General features: G+C 69.1%; 29 protein-coding genes. 13 read left to right on the forward strand and 16 right to left on the reverse strand.

Features of this window, described 5'->3' with window-relative positions; all coding sequences use genetic code 11:
• The first annotated feature begins 154 nt into the window (after positions 1-154).
• The 6 genes from ACK8OR_RS06800 to ACK8OR_RS06825 all read left to right on the forward strand — a co-directional run bounded on the left by ACK8OR_RS06800 (position 155) and on the right by ACK8OR_RS06825 (position 6,775).
• Positions 155-1,444, forward strand: a complete 1,290-nt coding sequence (locus ACK8OR_RS06800) for an MFS transporter (protein WP_410188661.1) — start codon at positions 155-157, stop codon at positions 1,442-1,444.
• Positions 1,445-1,579: 135 nt separating this feature from the next.
• Positions 1,580-3,391 carry a M3 family oligoendopeptidase gene (locus ACK8OR_RS06805; protein ID WP_410188662.1) on the forward strand — a complete coding sequence of 604 codons (1,812 nt, stop codon included), beginning with the start codon at positions 1,580-1,582 and terminating at the stop codon, positions 3,389-3,391.
• 25 nt (positions 3,392-3,416) lie between these two features.
• Positions 3,417-4,115, forward strand: a complete 699-nt coding sequence (gene pth / locus ACK8OR_RS06810; protein WP_410188663.1) for an aminoacyl-tRNA hydrolase — start codon at positions 3,417-3,419, stop codon at positions 4,113-4,115.
• Positions 4,112-5,131 carry a DUF2332 domain-containing protein gene (locus tag ACK8OR_RS06815; protein WP_410188664.1) on the forward strand — a complete coding sequence of 340 codons (1,020 nt, stop codon included), beginning with the start codon at positions 4,112-4,114 and terminating at the stop codon, positions 5,129-5,131. The genes pth and ACK8OR_RS06815 overlap by 4 nt, the downstream gene beginning before the upstream one ends.
• Positions 5,132-5,189: 58 nt before the next feature.
• Positions 5,190-6,341, forward strand: coding sequence for a serine hydrolase domain-containing protein (locus ACK8OR_RS06820; RefSeq protein WP_410188665.1), 1,152 nt, complete (start codon positions 5,190-5,192; stop codon positions 6,339-6,341).
• A 47-nt stretch (positions 6,342-6,388) separates the two neighbouring features.
• On the forward strand, positions 6,389-6,775 hold the full coding sequence (locus ACK8OR_RS06825; protein WP_410188666.1) for a DUF2237 family protein: 387 nt from the start codon (positions 6,389-6,391) through the stop codon (positions 6,773-6,775).
• Positions 6,776-6,792: 17 nt separating this feature from the next.
• Here ACK8OR_RS06825 and ACK8OR_RS06830 read toward each other — a convergent pair whose 3' ends face one another.
• From ACK8OR_RS06830 to trpB, 4 genes are all read right to left on the reverse strand, one after another.
• A complete protein-coding gene (locus tag ACK8OR_RS06830; RefSeq protein WP_410188667.1) occupies positions 6,793-7,281 on the reverse strand; it encodes a helix-turn-helix transcriptional regulator in 489 nt (162 codons plus the stop codon).
• A gap of 27 nt (positions 7,282-7,308) precedes the next feature.
• Positions 7,309-7,737, reverse strand: coding sequence for a hypothetical protein (locus ACK8OR_RS06835; protein WP_410188668.1), 429 nt, complete (start codon positions 7,735-7,737; stop codon positions 7,309-7,311).
• Between the two features lie 74 nt (positions 7,738-7,811).
• The gene (locus ACK8OR_RS06840) at positions 7,812-8,219 is read right to left on the reverse strand and encodes a PepSY domain-containing protein (protein WP_410188669.1); all 408 of its coding nucleotides are present in this window, start codon (positions 8,217-8,219) and stop codon (positions 7,812-7,814) included.
• A 120-nt stretch (positions 8,220-8,339) separates the two neighbouring features.
• Entirely contained in the window at positions 8,340-9,572 is a 1,233-nt protein-coding gene (gene trpB / locus ACK8OR_RS06845; protein ID WP_410188670.1) for a tryptophan synthase subunit beta, read from the reverse strand.
• A 314-nt stretch (positions 9,573-9,886) separates the two neighbouring features.
• Here trpB and rpsA point away from each other — a divergent pair, with 314 nt between their 5' ends.
• From rpsA to ACK8OR_RS06865, 4 genes are all read left to right on the forward strand, one after another.
• Entirely contained in the window at positions 9,887-11,566 is a 1,680-nt protein-coding gene (gene rpsA, locus ACK8OR_RS06850) for a 30S ribosomal protein S1 (RefSeq protein ID WP_298434431.1), read from the forward strand.
• 303 nt (positions 11,567-11,869) lie between these two features.
• A complete protein-coding gene (gene ihfB, locus ACK8OR_RS06855) occupies positions 11,870-12,154 on the forward strand; it encodes an integration host factor subunit beta (protein WP_298434434.1) in 285 nt (94 codons plus the stop codon).
• Positions 12,155-12,200: 46 nt separating this feature from the next.
• The gene (locus ACK8OR_RS06860) at positions 12,201-12,545 is read left to right on the forward strand and encodes a LapA family protein (protein WP_298434437.1); all 345 of its coding nucleotides are present in this window, start codon (positions 12,201-12,203) and stop codon (positions 12,543-12,545) included.
• Positions 12,546-12,555: 10 nt separating this feature from the next.
• Positions 12,556-13,215 (forward strand): phosphoribosylanthranilate isomerase, encoded by a 660-nt coding sequence (locus ACK8OR_RS06865; protein WP_410188671.1) that lies wholly within the window; start codon positions 12,556-12,558, stop codon positions 13,213-13,215.
• Here ACK8OR_RS06865 and ACK8OR_RS06870 read toward each other — a convergent pair.
• From ACK8OR_RS06870 to ACK8OR_RS06900, 7 genes are read right to left on the reverse strand one after another with little or no spacing between them, the layout of a single operon-like run.
• Positions 13,204-13,890 (reverse strand): dienelactone hydrolase family protein, encoded by a 687-nt coding sequence (locus tag ACK8OR_RS06870; protein ID WP_410188672.1) that lies wholly within the window; start codon positions 13,888-13,890, stop codon positions 13,204-13,206. The two genes, ACK8OR_RS06865 and ACK8OR_RS06870, sit on opposite strands and share 12 nt — an antisense overlap.
• Complete coding sequence (locus ACK8OR_RS06875; RefSeq protein WP_410188673.1) at positions 13,883-15,073, reverse strand: DUF2130 domain-containing protein; 1,191 nt, start codon at positions 15,071-15,073, stop codon at positions 13,883-13,885. The genes ACK8OR_RS06870 and ACK8OR_RS06875 overlap by 8 nt, the downstream gene beginning before the upstream one ends.
• 39 nt (positions 15,074-15,112) lie before the next feature.
• Positions 15,113-15,616 (reverse strand): polysaccharide deacetylase family protein, encoded by a 504-nt coding sequence (locus tag ACK8OR_RS06880; protein ID WP_410188674.1) that lies wholly within the window; start codon positions 15,614-15,616, stop codon positions 15,113-15,115.
• Positions 15,617-15,675: 59 nt separating this feature from the next.
• Positions 15,676-16,287, reverse strand: a complete 612-nt coding sequence (locus ACK8OR_RS06885) for a (d)CMP kinase (RefSeq protein WP_410188675.1) — start codon at positions 16,285-16,287, stop codon at positions 15,676-15,678.
• Positions 16,284-16,691, reverse strand: a complete 408-nt coding sequence (locus ACK8OR_RS06890; RefSeq protein ID WP_410188676.1) for a GFA family protein — start codon at positions 16,689-16,691, stop codon at positions 16,284-16,286. Before ACK8OR_RS06890 ends, ACK8OR_RS06885 begins: the two co-directional genes overlap by 4 nt.
• Positions 16,688-18,022 (reverse strand): 3-phosphoshikimate 1-carboxyvinyltransferase, encoded by a 1,335-nt coding sequence (gene aroA / locus ACK8OR_RS06895; protein ID WP_410188677.1) that lies wholly within the window; start codon positions 18,020-18,022, stop codon positions 16,688-16,690. The genes ACK8OR_RS06890 and aroA overlap by 4 nt, the downstream gene beginning before the upstream one ends.
• A 59-nt stretch (positions 18,023-18,081) precedes the next feature.
• The gene (locus ACK8OR_RS06900; protein WP_410188678.1) at positions 18,082-18,681 is read right to left on the reverse strand and encodes a GNAT family N-acetyltransferase; all 600 of its coding nucleotides are present in this window, start codon (positions 18,679-18,681) and stop codon (positions 18,082-18,084) included.
• Between the two features lie 91 nt (positions 18,682-18,772).
• On the opposite strand from ACK8OR_RS06900, the gene ACK8OR_RS06905 reads away from it, so the two are divergent.
• Positions 18,773-19,816 (forward strand): MBL fold metallo-hydrolase, encoded by a 1,044-nt coding sequence (locus ACK8OR_RS06905; protein ID WP_410188679.1) that lies wholly within the window; start codon positions 18,773-18,775, stop codon positions 19,814-19,816.
• 102 nt (positions 19,817-19,918) lie between these two features.
• Here the strand turns inward: ACK8OR_RS06905 and trmB are convergent, their stop codons facing one another.
• From trmB to ACK8OR_RS06925, 4 genes are read right to left on the reverse strand one after another with little or no spacing between them, the layout of a single operon-like run.
• Positions 19,919-20,614, reverse strand: coding sequence for a tRNA (guanine(46)-N(7))-methyltransferase TrmB (trmB, locus tag ACK8OR_RS06910; protein ID WP_410188680.1), 696 nt, complete (start codon positions 20,612-20,614; stop codon positions 19,919-19,921).
• A gap of 45 nt (positions 20,615-20,659) precedes the next feature.
• The gene (locus ACK8OR_RS06915; RefSeq protein ID WP_410188681.1) at positions 20,660-21,721 is read right to left on the reverse strand and encodes a 5-(carboxyamino)imidazole ribonucleotide synthase; all 1,062 of its coding nucleotides are present in this window, start codon (positions 21,719-21,721) and stop codon (positions 20,660-20,662) included.
• A complete protein-coding gene (gene purE, locus ACK8OR_RS06920) occupies positions 21,718-22,203 on the reverse strand; it encodes a 5-(carboxyamino)imidazole ribonucleotide mutase (RefSeq protein WP_410188682.1) in 486 nt (161 codons plus the stop codon). The genes ACK8OR_RS06915 and purE overlap by 4 nt, the downstream gene beginning before the upstream one ends.
• A gap of 9 nt (positions 22,204-22,212) precedes the next feature.
• Positions 22,213-22,434 carry a YdcH family protein gene (locus ACK8OR_RS06925; RefSeq protein ID WP_410188683.1) on the reverse strand — a complete coding sequence of 74 codons (222 nt, stop codon included), beginning with the start codon at positions 22,432-22,434 and terminating at the stop codon, positions 22,213-22,215.
• A 168-nt stretch (positions 22,435-22,602) separates the two neighbouring features.
• Between ACK8OR_RS06925 and ACK8OR_RS06930 the strand changes: the two genes are divergently transcribed.
• Both ACK8OR_RS06930 and ACK8OR_RS06935 read left to right on the forward strand, forming a co-directional pair.
• Entirely contained in the window at positions 22,603-23,028 is a 426-nt protein-coding gene (locus ACK8OR_RS06930; protein ID WP_410188684.1) for an Hsp20 family protein, read from the forward strand.
• Positions 23,029-23,054: 26 nt separating this feature from the next.
• Positions 23,055-23,288, forward strand: a complete 234-nt coding sequence (locus ACK8OR_RS06935; RefSeq protein ID WP_410188685.1) for a DUF1150 family protein — start codon at positions 23,055-23,057, stop codon at positions 23,286-23,288.
• A 115-nt stretch (positions 23,289-23,403) separates the two neighbouring features.
• Here the strand turns inward: ACK8OR_RS06935 and ACK8OR_RS06940 are convergent, their stop codons facing one another.
• Positions 23,404-23,766: a response regulator gene (locus tag ACK8OR_RS06940; RefSeq protein WP_410188686.1), complete on the reverse strand. Its 363-nt coding sequence runs from the start codon at positions 23,764-23,766 to the stop codon at positions 23,404-23,406.
• Positions 23,767-23,893: the final 127 nt, after the last annotated feature.

The raw sequence follows: 23,893 nt of genomic DNA on the forward strand, positions 1-23,893 counted from the left end.
GATCCAGACCCAGGGCGTGTGAGCGCGAAGGCGAGGCCGTGACCGACGCTGTGTGGCACAACGGCCCTTGGATCGGCCGCCGCCATGTCGAACGCCACGGTCCCGGCGCGACGCGGCCATTGCACAGCGGCGCCGCAGCGCAGACGTTGCACAGATGGCAACCGAGGTCGAATTCTCCTTCGCGACGCTGACGGCTCCGGCGCGACGGCACATCCGGGTGTTTCAACTCCACCAGTTCCTGGATCGGTTCGCCATGGGTCTTACGGTCGCGGTCGTCGCGCTGGCTCTGACCGATCGCGGCATGGACCTCTTCCAGATCTCGCTTCTGTTCGGGATCTACTCGCTGACCACCATGGCGATGGAACTGCCGTTCGGCGGACTGGCCGACAATATCGGCCGCAAGCCGGTCTTTCAGACGGCCGTTCTCGCCAGCCTGTTGTCGCTCGCGCTCTTCGTATCGACGGACGACTTCCCGATCCTCGCGCTCTCGTTCGCATTCATCGGGCTGGGACGCGCACTGCGATCGGGGACGCTCGACGCGTGGTTCGTCGAATCCTTCCGGGCCGCCGCGCCGGACGTCGATGTCCAGCCCGCCCTCGCCAAGGCGCAGTGGGCGAATGCCATGGGGCTGGCCGTCGGCGCCATCCTCGGGGGCGTCCTGCCCGACCTCTTCGGCACAACCGCCGAGACCCTGGGGTTCAGCGCCTACGACGTGTCCTACGCGGCGAGTTTCTGCGTCATGCTCGGCGTCCTCGTCTTCACCAGGCTCGCCATTGCCGAGGTGCCACGCCAGATGAACCCGCGCGCACTCGGGGCGGGGTTCGCGAACGTCCCCCTGGTGATCCGGGACGCGGGCCGACTTGCGCTGCGACATCGCGCGCTGTCGATCCTGCTGGCGGGGTTGGCCCTGTTCCTGATGGCGACCAATCCGGTCGAGGTCATCTGGCCGACCCACGCCAAGCCGATGATGGACGCCGCCTATGCCAACAGCGTCATCGGCGCGCTGACCGCCGTTTACTTCTTTGCCATCGCGTTCGGCGCATCGCTCTCGCCGCTGGTCAGCCGGATCTTCAGGCGACGCCACGCGGTGACGCTGGCGGCGACCTTCATCGCGCTCGCGGGGGTTCAGGTCGCGTTGGCCCTACAGGGCGGCATCATCGGGTTCGCCTCGGTCTTTATCATCTATTCGGTCGTCCTCGGTGTCAGCGAGACGCCGGCCAGCAGCATCCTGCATCGCTGCGTCGCGGACCGTCAGCGCTCCACGATGCTGTCGTTGCGATCCCTGATCCAGCAATTGGGCGCCGCATCGGGCCTCGTCCTAGCCGGAGCGGTCGCCGAGATCTACACCGTGCCCGTCGCCTGGATCGCCGGAGCCGTATTCCTTCTGGTGGCGGCGGCCCTGACGCTGGTGCTGGCCAACCGACTGGCTGGCGACACCGAGTAGCGGGCCGGTTCGCGCCACGCGGCACCGATGGCGATGGGCGCGCCTCGGCCGTTGGCGCGCCTCGATTGCCGCGAACCGTTTGCCCCGCCCGCCCCGCGCCCTTACCTAAGGCGCGACACCAGACACGAGGCTCCCATGACCCTGCTCCGCGACGCCAACGCCACGCCCGGCGGCGACCCCTTGGGCGATCTGCCCGAGTGGAATCTCGACGACCTCTATACCGGAGAGGATGCGCCGGAGCTCAAGCGCGACCTCGATTGGCTCGGCGAGGAATGCGCGGCCTATGCGGCGGAGTACGAGGGCAAGCTAGCCGATCTCGACGCCGCGGGGATGCTGGAGGCGATCCGCCGGAACGAGCGGATCGACGAGATCGCGGGCCGGATCATGTCTTTCGCGGGCCTACGCTACTACCAGGAGACCACGAATGGCGACCGCGCCAAGTTCATGTCCGACATGGAGGGCCGCGTCACCGAGATGACGACGCCGCTGGTGTTCTTCTCGCTGGAATTCAACCGCGTCGACGACGGGACCTACGACGGCTGGATGGCGGCCGATGCCGACCTCGCCCGCTACCGCCCTGCCCTCGACCGGCTGCGCGCGATGAAGCCGCACCAACTCTCGGACGAGCTGGAGCGGTTCCTGCACGATACGTCCGTGGTGGGCGCCAGCGCGTGGAACAAGCTCTTCGACGAGACGATCGCGGGGCTGACCTTCCCGGTGGGCGACGAGGAGCTGGGGATCGAGGCCACGCTGAACCTTCTGACCGATGCCGACCGCGATCGCCGCGAGGCGGGTGCCCGCGCGTTGGCCGACGTCTTCGGACGCAACGTCCGCACCTTCGCGCGCGTCCACAACACGCTGGCCAAGGAAAAGGCGATCACCGACCGCTGGCGCAAGCTGCCGACGCCGCAATCGGCGCGCCACATCTCGAACCACGTGGAGCCGGAAGTGGTCGAGGCGCTGCGTGATGCCGTCGTGGCCGCCTATCCGCGGCTGTCGCACCGCTACTACAAGCTGAAGGCCAAGTGGCTCGGGCTCGACACGCTGCAGGTCTGGGACCGCAACGCGCCCCTGCCGATGGAGGAGACGCGCACGATCGGCTGGGACGAGGCGCGGACGACCGTGATGGACGCTTATGCCGGGTTCGCGCCCGAGATGGCCGAGATCGCGAAGCCCTTCTTCACCGATGGCTGGATCGATGCGGCGGTAAAGCCCGGCAAGGCGCCGGGGGCCTTCGCGCATCCGACCGTCACGACGGTGCATCCCTATGTGATGCTGAACTATCTGGGCAAACCGCGGGACGTGATGACGCTGGCGCATGAACTGGGCCACGGCGTCCACCAGGTGCTGGCCGCCCCCCAGGGCGAGATGCTGTCGAACACGCCCCTGACCCTGGCCGAGACGGCGAGCGTCTTCGGCGAGATGCTGACCTTCCGCGCGATGCTCGATGGCGCCGAGACCGACGCCCAGCGCAAGGTCATGCTGGCCGGCAAGGTCGAGGACATGATCAACACGGTCGTCCGCCAGATCGCGTTCTACGATTTCGAGTGCAAGCTCCACGCCGCCCGCGCCGAGGGCGAGCTGACGCCCGAGGATATCGACGCGCTCTGGATGTCGGTGCAGGCCGAAAGTCTCGGGCCGGTCTTCGAGTTCATGGAGGGCTACGAGCACTTCTGGGCCTACATACCGCATTTCGTGCATTCGCCCTTCTACGTCTACGCCTACGCCTTCGGCGACGGTCTGGTGAACGCGCTCTACGCGGCCTACGAAGAGGCGCCGGAGGGCTTTCAGGAGAAGTATTTCGACATGCTGCGCGCCGGCGGCACCAAGCATCATACCGAGCTTCTGGCGCCTTTCGGCCTCGATGCTAGCGATCCGGCCTTCTGGGACAAGGGCCTCTCGATGATCGAGGGCTTCATCGACCAGCTCGAGGCGATGGAGGCCTGAGGCCCCGGCGCGGGAGGGGACGACGATGCAACTCTGGGTGGGCCTGGGCAATCCGGGCGCGAAATACGCGGGCAACCGGCACAATATCGGCTTCATGGCGCTGGAGCGGATCGCGTCCGAACACGGGGCGACCCCGTGGCGGTCGAAGTTCCAGGGCGAGATCTCGGAGGTCCGGTTCGGGTCGGATAAGGTCTGGCTCCTGAAGCCCGCGACCTTCATGAACTTGAGCGGCCAATCGGTGGGCGAGGCGATGCGCTTTCACAAGCTGACGCCTGCGGATGTCACCGTCTTCCACGACGAGCTGGACCTGGCACCCGGACGGCTGAAGCTGAAGACCGGCGGCGGGCATGCGGGGCATAACGGGTTGCGTTCGATGCACCAGCATATCGGGCCGGAATATCGCCGTGTGCGGCTGGGCATCGGGCATCCGGGGCACAAGGATCGGGTCGCGGGCTTCGTGCTGTCGGACTTCGCCAAGGCCGAGGGCGACATGCTGGACGACCTGTTGCGCGGCATCGCGGACGGGGCGCCGAAGCTCGCCGCGGGCGACGGGTCGGGCTTCATGAACGCCGTGGCACAGCGGACCGCACCGCCGCGCTCGTCCAAGACGGTAGCACCGGATGCGGCCCCGAAGCCCGCCGCGTCACCGCCCGAACTCGCCCCGGCGCCCGAGCCGGAGGCCAAGCTTTCCCCGCTCCAGCGGCTCGCGGCCCGGTTCAAGTGAAGCTGACCGAGGCGTTCCGCACGCAGGCCGCATCCTGCGCGGACCTTGGATCACCTTTCATGGCGCACCTGATGAGCCTGATGGCCGACCGGCTGCAACCGGACCACGGACCGGTGGCGCAGCGTCTATTCGAGTGGCCGGGCGACGTGACACCCGCCGGGGCATCGCTGCCGCTGCGGCTGGCCGGTGGATTGCACGCGCTGCGCTTGGGGGACGATGCAGGGCTCGCGGCGGTGTATCCGCCCGCGACCGCGACCGATGACGCCCTCTGGGACGCGATGTCCGGGGCAATGACGCGCGAGGCGGCGTTCCTCCTCGATTGGGTTGAGCGCGCCCCACAGACCAACGAGATCCGCCGTGCGGCGGTGTTTCGCGCTGCGGGCCATTGGCTCACCGCGCGCTACGGCCTGCCGCTGGAGCTGGCCGAACTGGGCGCCTCGGCGGGGCTGAACCTCCACTGGGACGCCTACGCGCTGCGGATCGGCGACGGCGTTTTCGGGCCGGATAACCCCGTGCTGACGCTCGCGCCCGACTGGACCGGACCGCCGCCGCCGGACGCGACACCGGTGATCGCCACCCGCCGGGGCACCGACCTCGCCCCGCTTTCGACCGTGGCAGATCGGATGCGCCTTCGGGCCTATCTCTGGCCCGACCAGCCCGCCCGGCTCGAGATGACCGAGGCCGCGATGGCCCTGCCGCCCGCGCCCGTCGATGCGGCGGATGCGGCGGACTGGCTGGACGCGCTGCCCCGCCAGATGCCCCACACCTGCCGGATGATCTGTCATTCGGTCGCGTGGCAGTACTTTCCGGCGGAGGTTCAGGCCCGCGCCCGCGCCACCATCGCGGATCTCGGGGCCGCTGCCACGACGCACCGGCCCCTCGCCCATCTTGAGATGGAGACCGATGGCGCGACGCCGGGCGCGCGGCTGACGCTGACCACGTGGCCCGGCGGGATGGTCCACGATGCGGGCCGCGCGGATTTCCACGGGCGCTGGATCGACTGGCGCCTGACGTAGCGGTGCGCTCGACGGGGAGGCTGTGCACGTGCTTAGGACACCGGCGGGAGGACCGGGAATGAAGTGGATCAGACGGATCGCGATCGCGGCATTGGCCGTGCTGGTGCTGGCGGGCGGTGCGGCGCTCTGGAAGCGCGAGGAGATTGGGCGGCTGATGGCGGTCAACAGCCTCTTCGCGCCCGACCGGATCGTCGCCAATTTCTCGAACATGGACGAGGCCTTCCTGAGCACGCCGATCAGCACCGGGCCCGGCACGCCCCTGCCCCGCGGGCCGGAGGTGGCGCTGCCCGAAGGGGCCGAGGACTGGATCGCGGACCGCGCGGTCACCGGACTCGTCGTCCTGCATGACGGCGCCATCACCCATGAAAGCTATCATCTGGGCACCACAAAAGACGACCTGCGGATCAGTTGGTCGGTCGCCAAATCCTTCCTGTCGCTTCTCACCGGTATTCTGGTCGAGGAGGGCGCGCTGTCGCTGGACGACCCGGTGACCCGGCACGTGCCCGCACTGGGCGGGACCGCCTATGGCGGCGCCACGGTCGAGGACGTCCTCCAGATGGAATCCGGCGTGACCTTCGACGAGGATTATTTCGACCGCGACAGCGACATCAACCGGATGGGCCGCACCGTGGCGCTGGGCGGCGCGCTCGACGATTTCACCGCCGCGCTCACCGGGACGAACCGCATGCCGGGGGGCGAGATGCGCTACGTCTCGATCGACACGCATGTCATCGGGATGGTCCTGCGTGGCGCGACCGGGCGCAGCATTCCGGACCTGCTGGACGAGCACCTGATGGGTCCGCTGGGGATCGGCGCGTCCTACTACGTGACCGATGGCGAGGGGGTGGCCTTCGTGCTGGGCGGGCTGAACATGACGACGCGCGACTATGCCAAGATGGGCGCGATGGTCGAACGGGGCGGTCGCGTCGGCGACCTGCAGGTCGTGCCCGAGGCGTGGATCGACGCGTCGACGGTGCCGTCGGCCAACACCGCGCCGGGCGGGATGCGCTACGGCTACCAATGGTGGATGCCACGCGACGCGCGTCCGGGCGAGATCATGGCGCAGGGCGTCTATGGCCAGTTCGTCTATATCGACCGCATCAGCGACGTGGTGATCGCGGTCAACGGCGCCGATCTCGGGTTCCGGGGCGATGGCGTGTCCGCGGGCAATATCGAGATGTTCCGTCGCATCGCCGCCGCGCAGGGGTGACGCGGGCGCCCGCAGGGCTAAGCTGTCGGGCGAGGAGGACGCCTGCCATGACCGACGACCGACCCGGACAGGTGCCGTCGCGCAATGTCGATGGCGGCCCGCTGGCCACCTGTTCGACCGACCCGGTCACGGGGTTCTTCCGGGACGGCTGCTGCAACACCGGCCCGCTCGACACCGGTCAGCACACGGTCTGTGCGGTTGTCACGGCCGAGTTCCTCGCCCATTCCAAGTATCTCGGCAACGATCTGAGCACGCCGCGCCCGGAATACGGCTTCGCGGGGCTGAAGCCCGGGGATCGCTGGTGCCTCTGCGCCGCACGGTTCCTGCAGGCCCACGAGGAAGGCGTGGCGCCGCAGGTCGACCTCGCCGCGACCCATGAGCGCGCGCTGGATATCGTGCCCGACGCCGTGCTCCGGTCCTACGCGATCGGCTAGGGCACGGGGCCTGTCGCTCAGGCGCGGTCTTCCATCATGTCCTCGACGAAGAGCCCGAGGAGCTGCGTGCGGCTGGAGACGCCCGCCTTGCGGTAGACCGCCGCGCTCTGCGCCTTGATCGTGCCTTCCGACGTGCCCCGGAGACGGGCGATGTCGCCGAGGCCCTGTCCCTTGAGCGAAAACAGCGCCACGTCGCGCTCCGCCGGGGTCAGCCCCCAGGCGTCGAACCGCTCCTCCACCAGGTCCATGAAGGCCGAGGACGCCGCGTGCAGCCGGCGCTCGGCCTCGCGGCGCCGTCGGTCCGACTGCCGAATGGCCAGCGCACCGAGGACCGAGCCGAGGAGCAGGCCCAGCGCCGCGCCGATCTCGATCAGCTCGCGCAGCCCCCAGGCCAACGGCACCGTCCGCAAGCCCAGCACTCCGACCAGGATATCGTAGACGAACACGATCGCGCAGACAGCCTGCACGGCCACCAGCAGCGCCAGAGCCAGCCCGCGCGTCTTCATGCGAAGCAGGTGTTCCCGTCGTCGCGATCAGTCATCGTCGTCGCCACCGTCGCCCGAGCCGGAGCCGGAATTGCCGCTGCCCGAGCCCGAGTTGCCGCTGCCGCCGCCGTTATCATCGTCGTCATCGTTGTCTTCGTCATCATCATCGCGGTCGTCCCTGTCGCGCCCCCGCCCGCGATCCCGTCGGTCGTCGTCGCGGTCGTCATCGGCGCGGGCGTAGTCGCGCAGCACCTCGCCCGTGCGCGGGTTGAAGACGATCTCGCGGCGCTGACCGTTGCCGCGCGCCTCGATGCGGACCCGCCCCAGAAGCGTGCGGCTGACCTCGATCCGGTCGAAGCCCTCGGCTTGCAGGCGGCCGATCATGCCCGACGGCGACTGTGCCTGCGCAGCCGCACCGAACGACAGGGCCCCGACGAGGAGCCCTGCCCGAAGAAGCCGCGAACATATACGTGTCATCTCCAGCCCTCTTCGCGGGATGGAGGCGGGCGCGCCGCCCCCATCCCCGGTCCTAGTCCCGATCCAGACGCGGATCAGTCGTCGTCGCTGTCATCGTCGTCGTCATCATCATCATCGTCATCATCGTCATCATCATCGTCGTCGTCATCATCGTCGTCGTCGTCATCGAAATCGTCGTCATCGAGGAAGTCCTCGTCGCGGCGGTCGATCTCGATCCCCTCGCGCCCCAGATACTCGTCCTCGGCGGCCTCGGTCTCCTGCTTAAGGATCTCGCCGGTCTCGTTGTCGTAGACGACCTCGAGCTTCATGTCGCCATCGACGGCTTCGACCTTCGTCTGGGTCGGACCGTTCTTGATCTCGATATACTCGAACCCCTGCCCTTCGAGGTCGGCGATGATCTGCTCGTTGAAGGTCTGGGCCGCGGCGGGCAGTCCGAACATCAGACCGATGATACCGGCCAGCGAGGTGGGTTTGATGAACATGTCGCGCTCCTGCGTCTGGTTGCAATGGAGCGAGGGTCGGCCAGCGATCCCGATCTGGCCATTCGACGGCGGTTTAGGCCCGCAATACAGGACATTGGTCGCATGCGCATAACCCGTGGGTTAGAGGACGTCGCCCATGTCCCAGCCCAGGGCGCGGGCCACGGTGAAGATATCCTTGTCGCCCCGGCCGCACATGTTCATGCAGATCAGGTGATCGGCCGGTAGGTCGGGGGCGATCTTCGTCACGTGGGCCAAAGCGTGGCTGGGCTCGAGCGCGGGGATGATCCCTTCCATCTCGCAGCAGAGCTGGAACGCCTCCAGCGCCTCGACATCGGTGATCGAGACATATTCCGCCCGCCCGATGTCGTGCAGCCATGAATGCTCGGGCCCGATGCCCGGATAGTCGAGGCCCGCGCTGATCGAGTGACCCTCGAGGATCTGGCCGTCGTCGTCCTGCAGCAGGTAGGTCCGGTTGCCGTGCAGCACGCCGGGCCGCCCGCCTGTCAGGGACGCGCAATGCTCCATCCGGTCGTTGACGCCCTTGCCGCCGGCCTCGACCCCGATGATCGCGACCTCCTTGTCGTCGAGGAACGGGAAGAACAGGCCCATCGCGTTCGACCCGCCGCCGATGGCCGCGATGATCGTGTCGGGCAGCCGGCCCTCGGCGGCCATCATCTGCTCGCGGGCTTCCTTGCCGATGATCGCCTGGAAGTCGCGGACCATCGCCGGGTACGGGTGCGGGCCCGCCACCGTCCCGATGCAGTAGAACGTGTCGGCCACGTTGGTCACCCAGTCGCGCAGCGCGTCGTTCATCGCGTCCTTGAGCGTGCCGCGCCCGGAGGTGACGGGGATGACCTCGGCGCCCAGCAGCTTCATGCGGAAGACGTTGGGGCTCTGGCGCTCGACGTCGTGGGCGCCCATGTAGACGACACATTTCAGGCCGAACTTCGCGCAGACCGTCGCAGTGGCGACGCCATGCTGGCCCGCGCCCGTCTCGGCGATGATCCGCGTCTTGCCCATGCGCCGCGCCAGGATGATCTGGCCCAGCACGTTGTTGATCTTGTGCGCGCCTGTGTGGTTGAGCTCGTCGCGCTTGAGGTAGATCTTCGCGCCGCCCAGCCGTTCGGTCAGACGCTCGGCGAAGTAGAGCGGCGAGGGACGGCCGACATAGTGGGTCCAGAGGTCGTGCATCTCGGCCCAGAAGCTGTCGTCGGTCTTGGCGAACTCGTATTGCCGTTCCAGCTCGAGGATCAGCGGCATCAGCGTCTCGGAGACGAACCGTCCGCCGAAATCGCCGAAGCGCCCGTTCTCGTCGGGGCCGGTCATGAAGCTGTTGAGAAGGTCGTCGGGCATGGTCGCTCCCCCATCTGCGCGACGCATCGTCTAGCGAGGGCACGGGCGCGCGGCAACGGGCGAAGCGTCGCGGTGGCGGGCGCGCGCGGCGCCGGGGCGCCGGGCCCCCCGGATGCGGCCAACGCCCCTTGCAGATCGGCCGCATTTCCCCTAACCCACGCGCGTCATCCGACAGCGCGATCCAAGGCGCGGCTTCCGGCCGCGTCCGACGCGCTTTCACCCGACCAACCCGTTTCGCCGAAGGCGGACATCAACCCAGACCGGCGGAGACAACCGCGCGGCCAGCAACAACCAGATAGGACACCATCAGCCACATGGCTCAGAACGCATCCATGGAGGAATTCGAGGCCCTCCTTAACGAAAGCCTCGAAATCGACACGCCGACCGAAGGGTCGGTGGTCAAGGGCAAGGTCATCGCGATCGAAGCGGGCCAGGCCATCATCGACGTCGGCTACAAGATGGAAGGTCGCGTCGATCTCAAGGAATTCGCCCAGCCCGGCGAAGCCCCCGAAATCGAAGTCGGCGACGAGGTGGAAGTCTACCTCCGCAACGTCGAGAACTCGCGCGGCGAAGCCGTCATCTCGCACGAGATGGCCCGCCGCGAAGCCGCCTGGGACCGCCTCGAAGCGGCCTACGGTAAGGAAGAGCGCGTCGAGGGCGCGATCTTCGGTCGCGTCAAGGGCGGCTTCACGGTCGATCTCGGCGGTGCCGTGGCGTTCCTGCCCGGCTCGCAGGTCGACGTGCGCCCCGTGCGCGACGCCGGCCCCCTGATGGGCCTCAAGCAGCCGTTCCAGATCCTCAAGATGGATCGCCGTCGCGGCAACATCGTGGTCTCGCGCCGCGCCATCCTCGAAGAGAGCCGCGCCGAACAGCGCGCCGAGGTCATCGGCAACCTGGCCGAGGGCCAGACCGTCGAGGGCGTGGTCAAGAACATCACCGAATACGGTGCGTTCGTTGATCTCGGCGGCGTCGACGGCCTGCTGCACGTCACCGACATGGCCTGGCGCCGGGTCAACGACCCGCGCGAGATCCTGTCGATCGGCGAGACGGTCAAGGTGCAGGTCATCAAGATCAACAAGGAAACCCATCGTATCAGCCTCGGCATGAAGCAGCTGCAGGACGATCCGTGGGATACCGTGATCGCGAAGTACCCGCTCGATTCGACCCATACGGGCCGCGTCACGAACATCACCGACTACGGTGCGTTCGTGGAGCTGGAGCCGGGCGTCGAGGGTCTCGTGCACGTCTCCGAGATGTCCTGGACCAAGAAGAACGTCCATCCGGGCAAGATCGTGTCCACCTCGCAAGAGGTCGAGGTCATGGTTCTCGAGATCGACACCGCCAAGCGCCGCGTGTCGCTCGGCCTCAAGCAGACGATGCGCAACCCGTGGGAGGTCTTCGCGGAGACCCACCCCGAGGGCACGGCCGTCGAGGGCGAGGTCAAGAACATCACCGAGTTCGGTCTGTTCATCGGCCTGCCCGGCGATATCGACGGCATGGTCCACCTGTCGGACCTGACCTGGGAAGGCCGGGGCGAGGACGTCATCGGCGACTACCGCAAGGGCGACATCGTCCAGGCGGTCGTGTCCGAGGTCGACACCGACAAGGAGCGCATCTCGCTCTCGATCAAGGCGGCCGGGGGCGACCCCTACGCCGAGGCGATCGGCGGCGTGAAGCGCGGCTCGATCATCACCGTCGAGGTGACAAAGATCGAGGATGGCGGCATCGAGGTGGAATACGAGGGCATGAAGTCCTTCATCCGCCGCTCGGACCTGGCCCGCGACCGTGCCGACCAGCGCCCCGAGCGCTTCGGCGTCGGCGACAAGATCGACGTCCGCGTGACCAACGTGAACTCGAAGGAGCGTCGTCTGGGTCTCTCGATCAAGGCGCGCGAGATCGCCGAGGAGAAGGAAGCCGTTGAGCAGTTCGGGTCGTCCGACTCGGGCGCGTCGCTCGGCGACATCCTCGGCGCGGCGCTAAAGTCCGACGACTGATCGCGGGCGCAGCCTGCGTCATATCACTTCGAAGGGGCCCCTCGCGGGCCCCTTCTTCGTTTCGCCCGAACCTTGGGTTACGGCGTTTTCGCCCGAACGCCTTGCGGCATGGCCGCATAACGAAGTGTCGAAAGACGTATCCCGAATGGGCCCGACCCATACCATATGTTGATCGATCCGTGAAATCATGGTTATTTCACACGGAGTTCGCGCCTGCCCCCTTTCGGTATCCCGCGACTTTTGCGATACACAGCGACGTAGCCGCCTGAACGTAAGACAGGCGGGCGGTGGGGGAACACCAGTATGATACGCTCCGAATTGATTCAGAAGGTCTCCGACGAGAATCCGCATCTCTACCAGCGCGATGTCGAGAAGATCGTCTCGACCATCTTCGACGAGATCACGTCCGCGCTGGCCGATGGGGACCGGGTTGAACTGCGCGGTTTCGGCGCCTTTTCCGTCAAGGAACGCGATGCGCGCATCGGGCGGAACCCGCGCACCGGTGAATCGGTCAATGTCGATCGCAAGCACGTGCCGTTCTTCAAGGCGGGTAAGCTGTTGCGCGACCGGCTGAACAACCGCGCCTGATCGCCTTCATCTGGACAGCACCGCGCGGCAGGGCTAGGTCCGGAGCATGAGCTTTCTGCGCTATCTCTTCCTCGGGCTCCTGGCCTTCCTGCTCCTCGTGCTGGCGCTGGCCAATCGCGGTGCGGTGACGCTGCGCCTGCTGCCCGAGGGCCTGAGCGACTATGTCGGCGCCGGGGCCGGGATCACGCTGCCCCTCTTCGTCGTCATCTTCGCGGCCATCGCGGTCGGCCTGCTGATCGGGTTCGTCTGGGAATGGCTGCGCGAGCACAAGCACCGCGCCGAGGCCCGGTCCGAGCGTGCGCAGAAGGAACGGCTGGAGCGCGAACTGGCCAAGACCCGCGCCACCACGGAGCAGGACGAGGTTCTCGCCCTGCTCGACACCCCCCGCTGAGACCGCATCCATGCTGCGCGTGACGCGTCGCACCGGCGGCGTGCGCGCCAAGATCTGCGGCCTGCGGACGACGGCCGACGTGACCGCGACTGCGGACGCCGGTGCGGCCTATATGGGCCTCGTGTTCTTCCCCAAGTCCCCGCGCAACGTCGATCCCGCCACGGCGCGCGACCTGGCACTTGCCGCGCCGCCGGGGCTCGCCAAGGTCGCGCTGGTGGTCGATCCCGAGGACGCTCTGCTGGACGCGCTGGAGGCAGTCCCGCTCGACATGATCCAGCTCCACGGTCGCGAGACGCCCGAACGGGTCGCGGCGATCCGGGCCCGGACCGGGCTGCCGGTGATGAAGGCCGTGGGCGTGCGCGATGCAGGCGACCTCGCGGCACTCGACACCTACGCGGATGTCGCCGACCAGCTCCTCGTCGACGCCAAGCCGCCCGAGGGCGCGGTGCTCCCCGGTGGCAACGGCATCGGCTTTGACTGGAACCTGATCGCCGGGCGGAACTGGACCCTGCCCTGGATGCTGGCCGGGGGCCTGACGCCCGAAAACGTGGCCGAAGCGGTGCGCCTGACGGGCGCGCGACAGGTCGACGTGTCGTCGGGGGTCGAATCGGCGCCCGGCGTGAAGGATGCCGCGAAGATCGCGGCCTTCTGCGCGGCGCTAGCGGATTAGATAGCGCGCGAAGAACGCGTCCACGGCGGCCTGCGTCCGCTCGGCCGAGGCCGCGACATATCCCATCTGCGCCGTGCTCTCGTCCCCTTGGTCGGGGTTCGTGAACGCATGGCCCGTCTGTCCGAAACAGAGCGCGTGCCAGTCGGGCGAATGCGCCTCCAGCTCCTCGGCCATGGCACCTAAATCGGCCGGCGTGGCGAGCGGATCGTTCCAGCCGTGACACAGAAGCACCGGCGGCATCGTCCGGGTATCGGTGGGTGGGCGGTCGTAGATGCCGTGGAGCGAGACCGCGGCATCCAGATGCCCCGCCCGCGCGAGGTCGAGCACGGCCTTCGCCCCGAAGCAGAACCCCACGGCGCCGACCGGGCGGCCCTCGGAGATCAGGTCCAGCGCCGCCTCGGTCCGCCGCAGAAGCGCGGGGCGGTCGGTGTTGAGGCGCTGCATCGCCTGCGACGCCTCCTTCATGTCGGCAGCCGTCCAGCCGTCGCCGTAGTAATCGACGCCCAGCACGTCGTAGCCCATGGCCGCGAGGCGATCGGCCTGCGCCATCTCGAAGTCGCGCAGACCCGCGAAGGCGGGCACCACCAGAAGCGCCGCGCCGTTGGGCGTGTCGGGCCGCGCGCGGTAGCCGCGCATCGTGGCGCCGTCGGCGGCATAGTCGATCCGGTCACCCATCCTCGTGATCCTCCAGCAAGTCGGGCTCCAGCCCCTCGATCGCGGCGACCGCGCTGCCCGCGATTCCCTTCACATCGCCATACATGCCCAGCATCGCGGCCATCGCCTTTTCGAGCTGCTTCTCGCGGGCAGCCCATTGGCCGGTCATGTGCTTTTTCTCACGCAGGAGCGCCTGCTGCATCGCCTCGAACGGCTCGACCACGGCCTCCATCCGGCCCCGGAACTGCGGGCCGGTCAGGTAGTCGTAAAGCATCTCGGTCTTGGTCGCCTGCCCCTCGCGCGCGCCACGGGCTTCGGCGACGCGGGCCATCCCGTCGCGCAGCACGTGGGCCAGCGGCACGGCATAGCGCGGCGCGGCGATCCAGACGCCGTCGACATGGGCGAAGGTATCGACCCCGTCGGGCCGCATCTCCGAGACGAGGACGCAGAGGTCGGCCCCTGCGGTACGCATGTCGTCGCGCAGCTTGGGCAGCCAGTCCTTCGACCAGGCGGCGGTGCGCTTCGATTCCCACAGGATCGTTCCGGCCCCGCCGACGCGCAGGATGCAATCGGCACCGCGGATGCCTTTGGGCACCGGCTCGACGGCGTCGGTGGGGAACGCGCGCGCCAGCTGGTCTTCCAGAACCAGCTCCGCCGCCTCGCCCTGCCGCTGCTGAGAGCCCTGCTCGACCTTCCTGGTCAGCACGTCGATCTGGCGCCGGAGCGCGTCCATCTGGGTGTCCTTCTCGGCGATCTTCAGGGTCGCGGCCTCCTGCGCCGCGCGGAGCCGGTCCTCGGCCATCGCCTTGGCCTGCGCATCGAGCTTGGTGCGTGCGGCCTGCGTGGCGGCGGCGACCTGCTTCTGGATCGTGAGGTCCATCTCGCGCGCGCGTTCGTCCAGCTCGGTCTCGCGGGCCAGCGCGCGGGCCTGCGCCTTCTGCGCCTCGGCCAGCTTCTCGCCCTGCGCCGCCGCCCGCTCGGTCGCGGCCTTGGCCTCGGCACGGGCGGTCTCGAGCGCTTCGGCCTGCGCGGCCTGCGCGGCCGCACGCGCCCCAGCCTCGATCTCGGCCTTCTGGGCCTCGAGCGCGGCAGCCTGCCGCTCGGCGGCGTCGCGTCGCGTCTGCGCCAGAAGCGGCCCGGCTAGCGATTCGGTCAACTTGATGGTGCCGCCGCAATCGGGGCAGGAAATCTCGGGGTCGGTCATGGCGTCACGCTGCCCGCTGGCGGCGGCGCCTTCAAGCGGTCAGATGTCCTGACCCTTCTCCTGCAGCCGGTCCAGAAGCTGGCGCTGCTCGCCCCGGCTGTCTCCCCGCCCGAATTGGAGCGCGCCCGAGGTAAAGAGCGTGCCGTAGGTCAGCGCGGCGTTCACCGTCTGGCCGATCCCGTCGATCAGCTGACGGCGGTCCAGCGCTCGGAACGGGTGGATGAAGATCGCCCAGACGCGGCCCTCGGCCACGGCATAGCGGGCGTCGAGCGCGCTGTCGAAATTAGCCTGCATCATGCGGCGCAGATCGGCCTCGGTCAGACCTTCGGCGGATCGGATCGGGACCATCGCCCGCATCCGGTCGGCGCGGGGATCGGCGACGATGAGGACGGGCACGTCCTCGATGGTGAAGCGGAACGCGCCGCCCGCCGCCTCGATCTCGGGGTCGAGAGCGGTCAGGATCTCGGTCATGCGGTCGAGCGTCATGTCGTGGGCCGCTGCGGGCAGCGGCAGGAGCATCAGGAAGAGGAGCGCGCGGATCATCGCCCGATCCTAGGCGCTGCGACCCGCGACGCGAAATGAACCTTCGGTGATCGCTGCGCTCAGCCCGGCAGCCGGTCGCGGACGAGCGCGGTCGCGGCGGCGAGTGCGGCCTCGACGCTCATCTCGGACGTGTCCAGATGCAGCGCGTCCGGGGCAGCGGCCAGCGGCGCCTCGACCCGGCCCATGTCGCGGGCATCGCGCGCGAGCACGTCCTCCAGCACGCCCTGCCGCGTCACCGCCGGGTCCTTGGCCACCAGCTCGAGGTAGCGGCGGTCTGCCCGCACCTCGGGGGCGGCGGTGACGTAGAGCTTCACCTCGGCCTCGGGGACGACGACGGTGCCGATATCCCGCCCGTCGAGAACCGCCCCGCCCTCCCGTCGCGCCGTGCGCCGCTGGAAGTCCAGAAGGGCGGCGCGCACCTCGGCGATCACGGCGCATCGGCTGGCGGCGGCGGCGATCTCGGCGGTGCGGAGCGCGGGGTTCTCGAGGTCTCTGGGGACCAGCGCGCGGGCCGCGGCGGTCGCATCCTCGCCGGCCGTCACGCGCGCGCCCACCGCGCGGTAGAGCAGCCCGGTGTCGAGATGCGCAAAGCCGAACTCGGCCGCGAGCGCCCGCCCGATCGTGCCCTTGCCCGACGCCGCCGGCCCGTCGATGGCCACCGTGAAGATCACGACGGCACCTGCGTGGTCAGGACCGGATCGGCCCCTGCGGCCTGCGGCAGGTCGCCCGCGATCTCGTACCAGTCGGCCTTGTCGGCGCAGAAGATGTGGCCCGCGAGCGATAGGCCCGTGGGCAGGTCCAGCGCGCCCGCCATGATCGACAGGTTCACCCCCGGCCCGTCCCAGAAGAGCGGCGCGCCGCACGTCGGGCAGAAGCCGCGTCGCGCCGTGTCGGACGAGCGGAACCAGCGCAGCTCGCCGGTCACGGTCACCGCGTCGCGCGGGGCCGACGTTGCGGCGACGTGATTGCCGCTGCTGCGGCGGCATTGCGCGCAATGGCACGCGATGACGGGGCGCATCGGCGCGTCCACCGTGAAGCGCACCGCGCCGCAGAGGCAGCCGCCGGTGCCGGTCACAGCGACGCCCCCAGCCCGTTCATCAGGTCGCGGAAGATCGGGAACGACGTGGCGATGGGCGTCGCGTCGTCGATCGTAACCGGAGCCTGCGCGGCCAGACCCGCGACGGCGAAGGACATGGCGATGCGGTGGTCGAGATGGCTCTCGACCGATCCGCCGCCGGGCATCCCGCCCGCGCCCCGACCGTCGACCTCCCACCAGTCGTCGCCGTCGCGCACGGTGATTCCGTTGGCCCGCAGCCCCGTAGCCATCGCGTCGATCCGGTCGCATTCCTTGACCCGCAGCTCGGCCACGCCGCGCATGACGGTTGTGCCTTCGGCATGGGCGGCGACGACCGAGAGGATCGGGTATTCGTCGATCATGGAGGCGGCCCGCTCGGGCGGCACCTCAATGCCCTTCATGTCGGGCGAGAAGCGCGCGCGGAGGTCGGCGACGGGCTCGCCCCCCTCCTCGCGCGGGTTCTCGTAGGTCAGGTCCGCGCCCATGTCGCGCAGCGTCTCGAAGAGGCCCGCGCGGGTCGGGTTCAGGCCGATATTCGGCACCAGAACGTCCGAGCCGGGCACGATCAGCGCGGCGCAAACGGGAAAGGCCGCGCTGGACGGGTCACGCGGCACCACGATGACCTGCGGGCGCAGCTCGGGGCGACCGACCAGCGTGATGACGCGGCCCTCGGGCGTGTCCTCGACCGAGAGATCCGCTCCGAAGCCCGCCAGCATCCGCTCGGAATGGTCGCGGGTCGCTTCGCGCTCGATCACCACCGTCTCGCCCGGCGCGTTCAGCCCGGCGAGGAGGACCGCCGACTTCACCTGCGCCGAGGGGACCGGGACCGTATAGCGCACCGGCACCGGTTCGGACGCGCCCACGAGTGTCATCGGCAGCCGTCCGCCCGAGCGGCCATGTGCCACCGCCCCGAACAGCGCCAGCGGGTCCGTGACCCGCGCCATCGGCCGCGCCCGGAGCGAGGCGTCACCCGTATAGGTGACCGCGAACCCGTGGGTCGCTGCCGCCCCCATCAAGAGGCGAACGCCGGTGCCTGCGTTGCCGCAATCGATCACGTCCTCGGGCTCCATCAGCCCGCCGGCACCGACGCCGTGGACATGCCAGGTGTCGCCGCGCTTCTCGACCTCGGCCCCGAAGGCCCGCATCGCGCGGCCGGTGTCGAGCACGTCCTGGCCTTCCAGAAGGCCCGTCACCCGCGTCTCGCCCACGGCCATCGCCCCGAGGATCAGGGACCGGTGACTGATCGACTTGTCGCCCGGCACATGCGCGTCGCCGGTCAGCGGCCCGGAGGCGCGGGCGGTCAGGGGCTGGGGCGTTCCGTGGCCGGACATGGGCGGTCTCCTGTCGTCTCGGGCGCGGGCTTAGCGCGTCCCGCCGCCCCCCGCCACCATCAGTCGAACAGCGGCACGTGCGGGGCCGCGTCCCGGGGCAAGAGACCGACCAGGCGCGGGTCGGCGAGCACCTCGACCTCCTGCCGGGTCACCGTGAAGCCGCTGCGCCGGTAGAAGGCGGGCGCGGCGGGGTGATCGAGCGTGCAGGTATGGACCCAGACGCGCGCGGGCGATGCGGCCCAGGCCAGATCTAGCGCGCGATTCATCAGCCAGCGCCCGGCCCCCGTGCCCTGCATCGTGGCAATCAGCCCGAAGAACGCGATCTCGACCGCGGCGGAGTCCCTGTGGTCGAGCTCCAGAAGGCCGACCGCCCCGTCGCCCTGCCGGAGCACCCGGATGTCGATTCCGGGATCGGCCAGGATCGCGGCCAGCGCCGCGTCGCCCATCGCCAGTCGCGACTGCCAGAGCCAATCCGCCCCGACGAGGCGAAACAGCGCGCGGTAGCTCTTGGGCGTCCGCTCCTCCAGCGGGCTGAGCGTCAGGTCCGGGCAAGGCGGCGCGGGGCGCGGGGCGGGTTTCTCGCGCATTTCCAGATGGGTTACGATGGTCGCGATATGGCCGTCGGGCACATCGTGAAAGCCGGGGGCGAGCGCGGTCATGGGCATCTCCTTGGCCTCCGCGATAGCCGCCCCTGCCCCGATCCGTCCAGCCACCCTGTCCAAGCGGTCCGCTGCCCCTATCTACCCCCCCATGAAACGCCGCACCTTCCTTGGCCTCGGTGCCCTTCTGGGCATCGGGGCCTGCGCCACACGCGAGGCCACCATGGGCAACCGCTACTATTCGGGCCCGGTCTCGGATCACTTCGACGGCACGCAGTTCTTCAACCCCGGCGGCACCGCGCCCAAGGGCTTCCGCGACCTCCTCCGCTGGCAGTTCGAGGGCGGAAAGGCCGATTGGCCCGACGATGTCGGCATCACGCGCGCGAGGCCGGAGGCGCGGGTCGCGGACTTGCGGGTCACGATGGTCGGCCATGCGACCGTGCTGATCCAGGCGGGTGGGTTGAATATCCTGACGGACCCGGTCTGGTCCCGCCGCGCGAGCCCGCTCAGATTCGCCGGTCCCGCGCGCGCGACGGCGCCCGGCGTGGCCTTCGGGGACCTGCCGCCCATCGACGCAGTCCTGCTCAGTCACAACCATTACGACCACCTCGACATCGCGACGCTGCGGCGCCTTCACGCCGCGCACGGAATGCCGGTCCTGACCCCGCTCGGGAACGACACGATCCTGCGGGACGCCATCGACGGAATCGATGCGCGGGCCAGCGATTGGGGTGGCGTTCTCGAGGCGGGCGACCTCGCCGTCCGCCTCCTGCCCTGCCACCATTGGAGCGCGCGGGGCACCGGCGACCGCAGCCACGCGCTCTGGGCCAGCTTCGCCATCGAGACCCCCGCGGGCCGCATCCTCCATGTCGGGGACACCGGCTACGACGAGGGGCGGCCCTATGCCGCCGCCGCCGCGCATGGTCCCTACCGGCTGGCGATCCTGCCGATCGGCGCCTACGCGCCCCGCTGGTTCATGAAGGATCAGCACCAGAACCCCGAAGAGGCGGTCGCGGGCTTCCGCGCCTGCGGCGCGCGTCACGCGTTGGCACACCATTGGGGGACGTTCCAGCTGACGAACGAGGCCCGGGACGAGCCGCCGGGCCGCCTGCGCAAGGCCCTGGCGCAGGCAGATATGAGCGCCGACAGCTTCCGCGCCGTCCCACCGGGCGAGGTCTGGGACGTCCCGGCCTGACGCCCGGCCCTCCTCTGGCCTGAAATACCTAGGGGGTTCTCCAAGGGGGGCGTGTCCCCCTTGGGCGGGGGAGCGCGAGGGGGCTGGCCCCCTCGCCCCGCCCTACCGCCGGCGAAACGTCATGTAATGCGGAACGCGGTCCTCGCGGATCGCCTTGGCCTCGTAGCGGGTGCGCACCCAGTCGTCCCAGGGCGTGCGCCAGTCCGACGGCCCCTCGGCCAGCCAGTCAAAGCCGTGGCGCGGCACCTCTTCCATCGTCTGGCGGACATAATCGGGGATGTCGGTCGCGACCCGGAACTCGGCGCCGGGCTTCAACACGCGGGCCAGCGGCTCAAGGTGCTCGGGCGTCACGAAGCGCCGCCGATGGTGGCGCGATTTCGGCCAGGGATCGGGATAGAGCAGGAACGCCTTCGCGATGCTCGCCTCCGGCAGAACGTCGAAGAGATCGCGCGCGTCGCCGGGATGGATGCGGACGTTCTCGACCGACGCCTGCCTGAGCTTGCCCAACAGCATCGCGACGCCGTTGATATAGGGCTCGGCCCCGATGATCCCGACCTCCGGGTTGGTCGCGGCCTGATGCACCAGGTGCTCGCCGCCGCCGAAGCCGATCTCCAGCCAGATATCGCGCCCGCCGAAGAGCGCCCCGAGGTCCAGCGGCGCACGCCCGGGGTTCGCGTCCCAGTCGACCGCCCCGGGCGACAGCGCCGCGAGATCGGCGTCGAGATAGCCCTGATGCGACGCCTTCAGGTGCTTGCCCTTGATGCGGCCATAGAAATTGCGATGCGGTCGGTCGGTCATGGCGCGGGCCATACGACGGGCGGGCGCCGGGGTGAACCCCGTCCCTCAGCCCGTGATACGGTTGACGTGGCCCATCTTGCGGCCCGGCCGGACCTCGGACTTGCCGTAGAGATGCACCTGCGTCGCCGGCGCAGCCAGATGCGCGGGCAGCCGGTCCATGTCGTCGCCGATCAGGTTCTCCATCACCACGTCCGCATGGCGCCGCCCGTCTCCCAGCGGCAGGCCCGCGACGGCGCGGATATGCTGCTCGAATTGGTCGACTGCGCAGCCTGCCTGCGTCCAGTGGCCCGAATTGTGCACCCGTGGCGCGATCTCGTTCACGACGAGGCCTGCGTTCGTCACGAACAATTCGACCCCGAGGACGCCGACGTAGTCGAGTGCGTTCACCACGCGACCAGCCAGAAGCGCGGCATCGGTCCGCTCGGCCCCCGAGAGCGCGGCCGGCACCCTCGTCGTCCTGAGGATACCGCCCTCGTGGACATTCTCGCCCGGATCGAAGCACACCGTCTCGCCCGAAAGGCCCCGTGCGACGATCACCGACACCTCGCGGCGGAAGTCGACGAAGCCTTCAAGGATCGCGTCCTGCCCTGCCATCGCGGCGAAGGCGTCGGCGGCCTGACCGGGATCGTCGATGCGCACCTGGCCCTTGCCGTCATAACCCATCCGGCGGGTCTTCAGGATCGCGGGCGCGCCGAGTTCGGCCAGCGCCGTCTGCAGCGCGGCGAGGTCGGGGATGTCGCGGAACGGCGCGGTCGCCAGCCCGAGACCGCCGAGGAAGGTCTTCTCGGTCAGCCGGTCCTGGCTGACGGCAAGCGCATCGATGTTTGGGCGGATCGGGCGGGCCGCGCCAAGCAGGTCGAGCGCGGTCGCAGCCACGTTCTCGAACTCGTAGGTGATGACCGACACGCCGGCGGCGAAGGCCCGGAGCGCGGCCTCGTCCTCGTAGGGGGCCTGCGTGACGGCATGGGCGACATGGGCGGCGGGGGCCGCGCCCGGTTCGTAGATATGGGTGAGGTAGCCGAGGCGGCTGGCCGCGACCGAGAGCATGCGGCCGAGCTGTCCGCCGCCGAGGATGCCGATCGTCGCGCCGGGCGGGAGCGCGGTCATTCGGGCGTCTCCGGGATGCCATCGGACAGGGCCTGCCGCCACGCGTCCAGCCGATCCGCCAGCGCGGGGTCGCCAAGCGCGAGGATGCCGGCCGCCATCAGGCCCGCATTGGCCGCCCCCGCCGCCCCGATCGCCATGGTCGCGACCGGAAAGCCGCGCGGCATCTGGACGATGGAATAAAGCGAATCCACCCCCGACAGCGCCTTGGTCTGCACCGGCACGCCGATCACGGGCAGCCGCGTCTTCGACGCCATCATGCCCGGCAGATGGGCCGCACCGCCCGCGCCCGCGATGATGACCCTGAGGCCGCGCCCCACGGCCTCGCGCCCATAGGACCAAAGCCGGTCGGGCGTGCGATGCGCCGACACGATCCGCGTCTCGTAGCCGAGCCCGAGCGCGTCGAGGATCTCGGCCGCCTCCTGCATGGTCGGCCAGTCGGAGGTCGATCCCATGATGATCCCCACGGGCGGTGCGTCAGCCATCTTGGCGCCTCATGCGATGATGTCGGGGGTCAGCTCGTCCTCGATCCGCGCGATGCGGTCCTTCAAGGCGAGCTTCTGCTTCTTGAGCCGCTTGACCGCCAGAAGATCGGGCGAGCGCGACTCCTCCATGGCGCGGATTGCCGTATCGAGATCGCCATGTTCCTGTCGGAGCACCTGCAGGCGCACGCGCAGCACCTCCTCGTGGCTCATCTCGCTTGGGGTCTCTGGCATCGGCTCCGGCGTGGGTCAGACGAGGATTGCCGCGTCCTACACGGCTTGGGGGCGCGGGTCCAATGATCTTGCACCATGGCCCGCGCATCCCCACATGACCTTGCGAACCCGGTGCCGCACAGGCGGGCCGGGCCACACTCGGATCGCTTGACGCATGAGGACCCGACGATGAGCAAGACGACCTTCGCCACCCATCCGTTCCTGTTGGGTTTCGACGAGCTGGAACGTCTGGTCGAGCGCACAGCGCGGACCGGCAACGACGGCTACCCGCCCTACAACATCGAGCAGACGGGGCCTTCGGGCTTCCGCATCACGCTCGCGGTCGCGGGCTTCCGCGAGGCGGATCTGGCGATCACGCTGGAGGATCGCCAACTGGTGATCCGCGGCCGGAGCCAGGATGACGCCGAGCGGACCTATCTCCATCGGGGCATCGCCGCGCGGCAGTTCCAGCGCGCCTTCGTCCTCGCCGAGGGCGTCGACGTGCAGGCTGCGACGATGGAACACGGATTGTTGCATATCGATCTGCAACGATCCGAGCCCGAGAACGTTGTCCAGACGATCCGCATCGAAACCGGCGGGAGCAGCGCAAGCTGATACGCGCGACGCGAAAGGATGGTCCCATGGCCAGACACGAAGAACTGACGAACGCGACGACGACCGGTCTTGTCTACGTGCGCAAGGTCGAGATCGGCGATCTCCCGAGTGCCGTGCAGAAGGAAGCGCGCGATGGCGGGCTCGACGAGATCTATGCGCTGCATAAGCCCAACGGCGAGCAGGTGGCGCTGGTCGGGGATCGGGGCCTGGCCTTCTCGCTGGCGCGGCAGAACGATCTGAACCCCGTCAGCGTGCACTGAACCGAACCCCGGGGTCCCGCACCCCGTCCGAAATTAGAACGGCGCCCTTCGGGGCGCCGTTTTCGTATCGGGGATCGTATGTGTCCGGCGGGCGGGCCTGAGCGCGACGCACGCGTCAGGTTTTGCGTCTCACCATTTCGGCCAGGAGGTTCGACAGGCCCGTCGTGCCCGACGGCTTGCGGATGATCGGGACGTCGGCCCCGTAGCGGTCGCGAAGCGTATCGAGATCGTCGCGTCCGGTGTGAAAGAGGAATGGCTTGCCCGCGGCGCGCAGCTCGTCGGCCACGGGGAACACCGCTTCGCCCCGAACATCCACGTCGAGCACCGCCGCGTCGGCGTCGGTGACACGTGTCAGGGCCGTCGCAACGCTGGAACAGGGGCCGACGATCTCGGCGCCCTCATCCTCGAGCGACATCGCCACTTCCATGGCGATCAGCGCTTCGTCCTCGACGACGAGAATGTTCAGTTCATCCAGCATGCGTTGCCGCGTCTCTCGTTCCAGTCTCTCGCCCATCCTGCGCGCCGGCGTCGTCCGGGACGTTCGGCGCCGGGACGATCGGCAATGGACCGTCCCGCATCGGGCGTTCTCACCGTCAAACCAACGC

Origin of the sequence: Jannaschia halovivens (assembly GCF_046452375.1) — a bacterium.
Lineage (GTDB): Bacteria > Pseudomonadota > Alphaproteobacteria > Rhodobacterales > Rhodobacteraceae > Jannaschia > Jannaschia halovivens.